The organism is Bacteroides sp. (assembly GCF_019417265.1).
Taxonomy (GTDB): Bacteria; Bacteroidota; Bacteroidia; order Bacteroidales; family Bacteroidaceae; genus Phocaeicola.
Genome location: NZ_DXVR01000094.1, coordinates 1 through 8,154, shown reverse-complemented (window position 1 = coordinate 8,154; position 8,154 = coordinate 1). Strand labels below are relative to the sequence as shown.

Sequence of the window (8,154 nt, the reverse complement as noted above, 5' to 3'; positions counted from 1 at the left end):
CTTCTACGCGAGCCGCCATAATTGAGACTTTGTTCAAAAGAAGATATATCCGCAAGGAGAAGAAGAATCTTATAGCTACTCCTACGGGTGTGGAACTGATACAGCTTATTCATGAAGAGTTGCTGAAATCTGCAGAGCTGACCGGTATCTGGGAAAAGAAGCTCCGCGAGATAGAGAAGAGGAGCTATGATGCGGCTACATTCATCAGCGAGCTGAAGCAGATGGTTACGGAGATAGTATATAGCGTGATAAGGGATACGAGCAACCGACGTGTGACCGTCACTTCGGAGGAGGATGTGAAGGCTGCTGCGAAGAAAGGTTCTGCAGGGAAAGATGCGGCTGCGAAATCGGCACCACGAAAGAAAGCGGCTCCTAAAACAGAGAAGGTTGAAGCGAAAACCGGCAGTGCTTCTGCTGCACAAGGCAAGTCGCCTGTAAAGGCGGAAAACAATACTTCCGGAGCGGAATTGTTTGCCGATGATATAGTCGGCAAGGTTTGCCCTTTATGCGGTAAGGGTACCATCATAAAGGGTAAAACTGCCTATGGTTGTTCGGAGTGGAAGAACGGTTGCGGTTTCAGAAAACCGTTCTGACCTCGTCGGGCATATATCCGCTGCGGATTCTCCATTCCTGCGGATAGAGATTGTTCGCGCGGTTTCCTATGTTCTTCACAAAGCCTAAAGGTGTGTCACGGTATGTCACGAGTACATATCCTTTGGGTATTGAGGCATCGAGTGTGACGGCTTCTTTCCTGAGATATGCTATTGCCTGTTCATAACTCAGCTCTGCCTGTGGGAAACTCTCTCTGTTGAGGCTTGTACTCATGGCGAGCGAGTGATGAGGCTGCCAGTCTTTGCCTTTGTTCTCGGCAAGGGTGATGCCGCGATGAAGTATGCGGATGCCGTTACCCTTGTCTTTCAGAAGGTTTTCCAGACTGCTCAGTCTTTGTGATTTTGCCACTGCTGTTGTTCCGTCGATGGAGAACTCAAAATCTTCGCTGTCGCATATCCATGATTTTATTTCGTTGGTTACGGTCAGGGTGTTCTGTCTCTTGTCCTGCTTCTTGTTGTTTTTCTTGCTGCTCTTTCTTGAACTGTAGTCTGACAGAGTGTCGTAGTCTTCGTCCGGTGTACCGTTCTTGCGGAGTACAGCCATGAAGAGGCCTTCGCCTATGGTTCTGTGTGGCAGGAAGCGATAGACCGGGAAGTCATATCCGGCAAGATTGCCTGTAATGTTCCATTCCTCGTTTGTTTCTACAGGAAGTACTTCTGCTCCAAGTTCGCTTGCTATCCAGGCTGCGTTGTCTTCGTTTTCTTCACGGTTAAATGTGCATGTGCTGTAAATCAGCAGTCCTCCGCGTTTCAGGCAAGGCCATATATCGCGGAGTATTCTGCGTTGGCGTTCCCAACATACTCCTACGTTGGCAGGGCTCCATTCTTCTACAGCCACTTCGTCTTTTCGGAACATTCCTTCGCCGGAACATGGTACGTCTGTCAGAATCACATCGAAAAGGGATTCCAACGGTGTGAAGTCCGAAGGGTCGTTGTTGGTTACTATCACTTCGGGATTTCCCCATTTCACTATGTTCTCGGCAAGTATCTGCGAGCGGTTTCGCATCACTTCGTTGGCTATGAGCAGACTTCCTTCGGGGAGGGTGGAGCGGAGTAGGGTGGACTTTCCTCCGGGAGCGGCGCAGAGGTCGAGGGCTATAACCGGCGATTCTACATACCGGCGCAAGGCTCTCTCGAGAAACATGGACGATGCTTCCTGAACATAGTAGCTTCCGGCATGGAACAGTGGGTCGAACGTGAATGTGGGGCGTACGGACAGGTAGTATCCGTCTGTTGTCCAGGGGATATGTTTTGCATCGTCAGGCACAAGTCCGGTCTTTGCTCCATTGATTCGTATGCTCACAGGAGTGTCGTTCTGCATCGCCTCGCATAGGGCATTGCAGTTTTCCTCGCCCATCAGGGCTGCTGTTCGTGATATAAATGAAACGGGGAAATTCATATTCTTCTGTATATATTAATATCTGCAAAGGTAATGTTTTTTCATAATATTTTTTGATTAACTTTGCCATCAAATAAAACTCATAAACTCATGAAGCAATATTTAGACTTACTTCAACGCATAAAGACCGAAGGCGTAAGGAAAGACGACCGTACCGGAACGGGTACTATCAGCGTGTTCGGACATCAGATGCGTTTCAATCTCGAAGAGGGTTTCCCACTCGTAACAACAAAGAAACTTCATCTTAAATCCATTATCCACGAACTCCTCTGGTTCCTGAAAGGTGACACAAACGTGAAGTATCTTCAGGAAAACGGCGTGAGAATCTGGAATGAATGGGCCGACGAGGATGGCAACTTAGGACATATCTATGGCTATCAGTGGCGTTCGTGGCCTACTTACGACGGTAAGTTTATCGACCAGATTTCGGAAGCTGTGGATATGATAAAGAACAATCCTGACTCAAGACGTATCATCGTTAATGCATGGAATGTGGCTGACCTCGGAAACATGAATCTGCCTCCATGTCATATGTTCTTCCAGTTCTACGTGGCTGAAGGACGTTTGAGCCTGCAGATGTATCAGAGAAGTGCCGATACATTCCTCGGGGTGCCGTTCAACATAGCTTCGTACGCTCTTCTGCTTCAGATGATGGCACAGGTGACAGGACTGAAGGTGGGCGATTTCATTCATACTATAGGTGATGCTCATATCTATCTGAACCATTTGGAACAGGTTGATTTGCAGCTTTCAAGGACTCCGCGTCCGCTTCCTGTGATGAAAATCAATCATGACGTGAAGGATATTTTCAGTTTCAAGTACGAGGATTTTCAGCTTGAGAATTATGACCCGTGGCCACACATTGCCGGTAAGGTTTCTGTATAATTATTAACGGACTGATTTTTATGATTTCGATTATTGTAGCTATAAACAAGAATAACGGTATAGGATATAAGAACGAACTCCTGTACTGGCTTCCCAACGACCTGAAGAGATTCAAGACTCTGACTACAGGCCATACCATAATCATGGGACGCAAGACATTTGAATCTCTGCCTAAGGGTGCTCTGCCAAACAGAAGGAATATCGTTCTGAGCAGTCAGGATATGACATTCCCGGGAGCAGAGTGTTTCCATAGCTTTGAAGAGGCATTGGAAGCATGCAAAGATGATGTTGAGGTATTCATTATAGGAGGTGCAAGCCTGTATAAGGAAGCTATGTCTGTTGCCGACCGTCTGTATATCACAGAGATAGACGATTGCGAAAAGGAAGCGGACGCTTTCTTCCCGGAGATATCTCTTGACGTATGGGAAGAAAAAAGTAGAGAATGCCATTCAACAGATGAAAAGCATCTCTACTCATATAGTTTTTGTGATTATGAACGCAAGAAATAATTTTATTCATCATCATTCGCCAGATCGATTATAGGCATCTGGCGTTTGATTGCCTCATGGAATGATATAATTGTTTCCGAACGGGACAGTCCGAGTGGCTGTAGTTTGTCATGAATGATGCTCAGGAGGTGATGATTGTTCTTGGCGTAGATTTTTATAAACATATCATACTGTCCTGTAGTGAAATGACATTCCACTACTTCCGGAATCTTTTTCAGTTCTTCTGTTACTGTGTCAAACTGTGCAGGATCTTTAAGATATAATCCTATGTATGCACAAGTTTCATAACCGATTTTCTCCGGGTCAATTATAAATTCAGACCCTTTCAAAATACCAAGATATGTGAGCTTCTGAATTCTCTGGTGTATTGCAGCACCGGAAACATTACAAGCTCTTGCAACTTCCAAAAAAGGGATACGTGCGTTTTCTGCTATCATTTGCAGAATCTTTTCATCCAAACTGTCCAACTGATGATGTGCCATTTCTAAAAATTTTAATTTATACAAAGGTAGTATTTTTATTCAAACTACATTAATAAAGTTCGTATAATTGTTTTATATTTAATTATCTTTGTGACAGATAGTTTATTCTTTTTATATATATTATACACAAAACCACATTTTAATTATTATGACAAAAGCTTTTTTATCATTTTTCTTAGGATGCACGCTGTGTTCTTCTGTTAATTCTCAGGAGTTTGAGAACTTTTTTATAGATAAAACACTCAGAGTTGACTATTTGTTCACGGGTGATAAAAAAAATCAATATGTTGTATTGGACGAGTTAAAGAGTTTCGATGGCTGGGCCGGCAGAAGAAAGCATCTCGATGAATTGCCTTTGGCCGGAAACGGCCAGATAACCGTGAGGGATAAGGAAACGGGAGTCGTGATTTATAAAAATTCATTTTCAAGTCTTTTTCAGGAATGGCTGGGGGAGGCTGAATCGGCAACACTAAGCAAAGGATATGAGAATACATTTCTGATGCCTTTCCCGAAAAAGGAGGCATTGGTTACGGCTGATTTGTTTAATGCACGACAGGAGATATCGGCTTCTTTCACTCATACTGTCAATCCGGATGATATATTGATTAGAAGTACAGGTGTTAAGAATATAACTCCTTATAAATATCTGATGAATAATGGCTCGCCGGACAAGTGCATCGATGTAGTTATAATGGCCGAAGGATATACAGAATCAGAAATGGATACATTCTATCGTGATGCGCAGAAAGCTTGTGACGCTATTTTCACACATTCTCCTTTCAAGGAAAACAAGCATCATTTTAATGTACTGGCCGTCGCTTCCGAGTCCGCAGACAGTGGTGTAAGTATCCCGAGAAAGAATGAATGGAAATCTACAGCTGTCAGTTCGCATTTTGACACTTCCTATTCTGACAGGTATCTGACTTCAAGTAGTGTTAAAGATATCCATGATTTGCTTGCCGGTATTCCGTACGAGCATATCATAATTCTTGCCAATACTGATACTTATGGTGGAGGTGGCATATACAATTCTTTTACTTTGACTACTGCCCATCATTCTATGTTTGAACCAGTAGTAGTGCATGAATTCGGACATAGTTTCGGAGGTTTAGCCGATGAATATGCATATACGGATGCGCCAAGTCCTCTGTACCCATACGATGTTGAGCCATGGGAACAGAACATCACTACAATGACGGATTTTGCAAATAAGTGGAAAGATATGATACCTGGAGGAGTGTCTGTTCCTACAAAGGTGACTAAGGAAAATAATAATTCCTGTGAAGAGGTAGGGGCGTACGAAGGTGCCGGTTACAGTATGAAAGGTATTTATCGTCCTACTCCTGATTGCAGGATGCGAACAAACGAAGCAAAAGCGTTCTGTCCTGTATGTCAAAGGGCATTACAGCGTCTGATTGATTTTTATACTAAATAACCAAATAATTGAGTATATATGATTAGATTTTTACCTATTAAGACTTCTGACCCGCAATATGGGTTTGTTGAAGATTTGTTGCATGTATCTTTTCCGGTTGAGGAAAGGAGGGATGACGATATGCAGAGATACAATACGGATAATAATCCTTTGTTTACACCATATCTTATAACTGACGATGAGGTTAATATCGGTTTGATTACGCTTTGGAAGCTTGACGGCTTCTATTATGTCGAGCATCTTGCTACATCACCTGATGTAAGAAATAAAGGTTACGGAAAGGCTATAATGCAGGCTCTGCAAAGAGATTTCAGCGATGCGAGGATTGTGCTTGAAGTAGAACTGCCGGAGGATGAAATGAGTAAGCGACGCATAGGATTTTACGAGAGAAACGGATTTAAGGTTTGCACGAAACCATACGTTCAGCCGCCATACAGAGCAGGTGGAAGTCCAATACCTATGCACATAATGTATTCCGGCGATGAAGCAATAGACGATGTTTTCGATACAATAAAATCAGAGATATACAGCAAAGTCTATTCAGTATAATGCTTTCAATAAGAGAAAAAAAAAGAGTTACCCGATTGAGTAACTCTTTTTTTATTTATCAATTTACTATTACTGACGCTGTGTAGCAGAATAGTTGATTTTCAAAGCGTATGCCTGACGAAGAGCCTGTTTAACCTCCTGTACAATACCCATCTTAGTTTTAGCATCAACTTTTAATGATACTGTCATGAAAGGTTTGTCTTCTTCTTTCATGTTTTCACGTTCCTGATAGATATAATCCTGAACTTCGTTTGATTCAGAGAATTTATCGTTCAACTGGATACGGTCTGTAGTACCCATCTTTTTCTGGAACTCAGGTAAAGGTTTACCTATGTAGATGAAAGAAACCAGTGATTTCTTTTCAAGCTTTTCCAATTCTGTTGCCTGTGGCACTTTAAACTGAACCTTAAGTGTAACCTCACGCATTGTTGTTACAATCATGAAGAAGAACAACATGGTAAAGATAAGGTCAGGCAAAGATGAAGTATTCAACTCCGGCATGCCACGCTTACCTGTCTTGTTAAATTTTCCCATTATTATTTTCCTCCATATTTTTTAGGTTCTGCTTCAGAAATCTTCTGTGGATAATAGTCTATGATAGCTTCTTTTTCTTCGTCAGAACATTCTGCAAATGATTTGCCGAACTGTGCATTTGCCAATTCATTACGCAATTCATTGTATGCAGCAACCAATTCGTTCTGAACCTGAATATAAACATCATAACTTGTACCAACGTCGTTCTGTACAGAAATTACATGCTTTTCAGTAATCATTACATCACCAAAGAATGGAAGAGTCTTCTTATGCTTTTCCGGCATATTAGGATCATCATTCGGATTGGCAATGAATTCTTTTGCTTTGTCTTTAAGTTGTCTTATGTCGAAACCTACTTCTCCGTTAACCATCAACTGGTCATCTTTGTTAAGCTTAACCTGGAGAATGTTTCTTTCCTTAATAATAATATCATCTTTCTGTTCTTCACTTTCTGGTGGAGGTGGCAAACGTCTTGCCAAACCACGGTCAGTGTCCATTGATGTTGTAATAAGGAAGAAGATAAGCAACATAAAGGCAATATCCGCTGTGGAACTTGAGTTAATACCAGGAACTGCTCTTTTCTTTCTTGCCATTTTACTTTCTCTTAATTATTAAACTTCAATATGATATTATTTTTTGAATACACCAAACAAGTTAAGTAGTGTACCCAATGCTGCAATGATGAACAGAACGTAAGTTGAGTAAATCAACATATCGCTAACTTTCAACATTGTTGCATCACTGTATGTATTACCGTCAGCCATCAATACTGGAGCATCTGAACCGATGTTGTAAGTAACGATGAGCAATACAATCAAAAGGATTAATCCAACTAAAGATTTAATTGCACTTGCAGGGTTTTCTTTCAATGAGCCTGCAAATTTAACCAAACCACCTAATAATGTTATTATAACAGCTACTGCAAACATTCCATACATTAAGTATATCAATGTTTCAGTGTGTGCAGGCTCGTTGTATTCGCCTACCGGATTTGTATATCCTACTCCGTAGAACATGCCAAGTACCACCAATATAAGTGCTACGCAGACATAGAAAACGTAGTAAGACATTTTATATGATATCTTAGCCATTGTTCAATTATTTTTTGTATTTCAAGTTGTACTTCATGATCATATCAAGCAATGTGATAGAAGAATCTTCCATCTGGCTTGTGATAAGGTAACCAGCCTGAACACCACCGTAAGATACTACAGAACGTTCAACAACGTCCAAGCCTTCGTCAACTCTCATCAAACCCTGATAGCAGATAGAAGCAACAGGTCCGCGTGTGTTACGGCAGATAGTCTTAGCACCTTCTACATCACCTTTTCCCAAAGCTTCTTCAAGTTTAGCCATCAATTTCTTTGTGTCAACTTCAGCAAGGCTCAAGTAGATGATACGTTCGATACAGAAAGCCAAACCAAGTACCAATGCGATTGCTACCAATGACATGAACGCAGCGTCACCTTCGATGAACTTAGTCTTAAGTTCTTTGTGCATACCACCTTCTTCAACTACTACTGTTTCAGTTTCTGTTGCTGCAGGAGCATCCTGTGCGATAACTGACTGAGTCATTCCGAATGAGAGAACTCCCATTACTGCAAGAATTGCAAATAACTTTTTCATTGTGTGTCTAATTTTTTTAAGATTAATTAATTAATAGTTTATTGTTTATTCTTATTTGTTATTTGATACGTGCGGAGAGAACGGGATTCGAACCCGTGATACGCTTTTGGCGTATACACGCTTT

The 8,154-nt window shown here is 41.6% G+C and carries 11 protein-coding genes; 5 read left to right on the top strand and 6 right to left on the bottom strand.

Going from position 1 to position 8,154, the window contains the following annotated elements; all coding sequences use genetic code 11:
• On the top strand, window positions 1-593 hold a 593-nt coding region (locus QZ379_RS10535), incomplete at its 5' end, for a DNA topoisomerase (RefSeq protein ID WP_291564241.1).
• Here the strand turns inward: QZ379_RS10535 and QZ379_RS10530 are convergent.
• Window positions 577-2,010, bottom strand: a complete 1,434-nt coding sequence (locus tag QZ379_RS10530) for an rRNA cytosine-C5-methyltransferase (RefSeq protein WP_291564238.1) — start codon at window positions 2,008-2,010, stop codon at window positions 577-579. The genes QZ379_RS10535 and QZ379_RS10530 overlap by 17 nt on opposite strands.
• Window positions 2,011-2,100: 90 nt before the next feature.
• Here QZ379_RS10530 and QZ379_RS10525 point away from each other — a divergent pair, with 90 nt between their 5' ends.
• Both QZ379_RS10525 and QZ379_RS10520 read left to right on the top strand, forming a co-directional pair.
• The gene (locus QZ379_RS10525) at window positions 2,101-2,895 is read left to right on the top strand and encodes a thymidylate synthase (protein ID WP_291564235.1); all 795 of its coding nucleotides are present in this window, start codon (window positions 2,101-2,103) and stop codon (window positions 2,893-2,895) included.
• A 20-nt stretch (window positions 2,896-2,915) separates the two neighbouring features.
• Window positions 2,916-3,404 (top strand): dihydrofolate reductase, encoded by a 489-nt coding sequence (locus tag QZ379_RS10520; RefSeq protein ID WP_291564232.1) that lies wholly within the window; start codon window positions 2,916-2,918, stop codon window positions 3,402-3,404.
• 2 nt (window positions 3,405-3,406) lie between these two features.
• Here QZ379_RS10520 and QZ379_RS10515 read toward each other — a convergent pair whose 3' ends face one another.
• On the bottom strand, window positions 3,407-3,886 hold the full coding sequence (locus QZ379_RS10515; protein ID WP_291564229.1) for an Lrp/AsnC ligand binding domain-containing protein: 480 nt from the start codon (window positions 3,884-3,886) through the stop codon (window positions 3,407-3,409).
• Between the two features lie 148 nt (window positions 3,887-4,034).
• On the opposite strand from QZ379_RS10515, the gene QZ379_RS10510 reads away from it, so the two are divergent.
• Window positions 4,035-5,321 carry a M64 family metallopeptidase gene (locus QZ379_RS10510; protein ID WP_291564224.1) on the top strand — a complete coding sequence of 429 codons (1,287 nt, stop codon included), beginning with the start codon at window positions 4,035-4,037 and terminating at the stop codon, window positions 5,319-5,321.
• Window positions 5,322-5,339: 18 nt separating this feature from the next.
• On the top strand, window positions 5,340-5,870 hold the full coding sequence (locus QZ379_RS10505) for a GNAT family N-acetyltransferase (protein WP_291564223.1): 531 nt from the start codon (window positions 5,340-5,342) through the stop codon (window positions 5,868-5,870).
• 69 nt (window positions 5,871-5,939) lie between these two features.
• Here QZ379_RS10505 and QZ379_RS10500 read toward each other — a convergent pair whose 3' ends face one another.
• From QZ379_RS10500 to QZ379_RS10485, 4 genes are read right to left on the bottom strand one after another with little or no spacing between them, the layout of a single operon-like run.
• Entirely contained in the window at window positions 5,940-6,404 is a 465-nt protein-coding gene (locus QZ379_RS10500; protein WP_291564220.1) for a biopolymer transporter ExbD, read from the bottom strand.
• A 2-nt stretch (window positions 6,405-6,406) separates the two neighbouring features.
• The gene (locus tag QZ379_RS10495; RefSeq protein WP_291564217.1) at window positions 6,407-6,997 is read right to left on the bottom strand and encodes a biopolymer transporter ExbD; all 591 of its coding nucleotides are present in this window, start codon (window positions 6,995-6,997) and stop codon (window positions 6,407-6,409) included.
• A gap of 36 nt (window positions 6,998-7,033) precedes the next feature.
• Window positions 7,034-7,495: a hypothetical protein gene (locus QZ379_RS10490; protein ID WP_291564214.1), complete on the bottom strand. Its 462-nt coding sequence runs from the start codon at window positions 7,493-7,495 to the stop codon at window positions 7,034-7,036.
• A gap of 7 nt (window positions 7,496-7,502) precedes the next feature.
• Window positions 7,503-8,030 (bottom strand): hypothetical protein, encoded by a 528-nt coding sequence (locus tag QZ379_RS10485; RefSeq protein WP_291564211.1) that lies wholly within the window; start codon window positions 8,028-8,030, stop codon window positions 7,503-7,505.
• Between the last annotated feature and the right edge of the window lie 124 nt (window positions 8,031-8,154).

Excerpts from the sequence above, each read along its gene's own strand:
- QZ379_RS10515 (WP_291564229.1), bottom strand. The coding sequence starts at position 3,886 with ATGGCACATCATCAGTTGGACAGTTTGGATGAAAAGATTCTGCAAATG.
- QZ379_RS10530 (WP_291564238.1), bottom strand. The coding sequence starts at position 2,010 with ATGAATTTCCCCGTTTCATTTATATCACGAACAGCAGCCCTGATGGGC.
- QZ379_RS10495 (WP_291564217.1), bottom strand. The coding sequence starts at position 6,997 with ATGGCAAGAAAGAAAAGAGCAGTTCCTGGTATTAACTCAAGTTCCACA.
- QZ379_RS10525 (WP_291564235.1), top strand. The coding sequence starts at position 2,101 with ATGAAGCAATATTTAGACTTACTTCAACGCATAAAGACCGAAGGCGTA.
- QZ379_RS10510 (WP_291564224.1), top strand. The coding sequence starts at position 4,035 with ATGACAAAAGCTTTTTTATCATTTTTCTTAGGATGCACGCTGTGTTCT.
- QZ379_RS10490 (WP_291564214.1), bottom strand. The coding sequence starts at position 7,495 with ATGGCTAAGATATCATATAAAATGTCTTACTACGTTTTCTATGTCTGC.
- QZ379_RS10500 (WP_291564220.1), bottom strand. The coding sequence starts at position 6,404 with ATGGGAAAATTTAACAAGACAGGTAAGCGTGGCATGCCGGAGTTGAAT.
- QZ379_RS10505 (WP_291564223.1), top strand. The coding sequence starts at position 5,340 with ATGATTAGATTTTTACCTATTAAGACTTCTGACCCGCAATATGGGTTT.
- QZ379_RS10485 (WP_291564211.1), bottom strand. The coding sequence starts at position 8,030 with ATGAAAAAGTTATTTGCAATTCTTGCAGTAATGGGAGTTCTCTCATTC.
- QZ379_RS10520 (WP_291564232.1), top strand. The coding sequence starts at position 2,916 with ATGATTTCGATTATTGTAGCTATAAACAAGAATAACGGTATAGGATAT.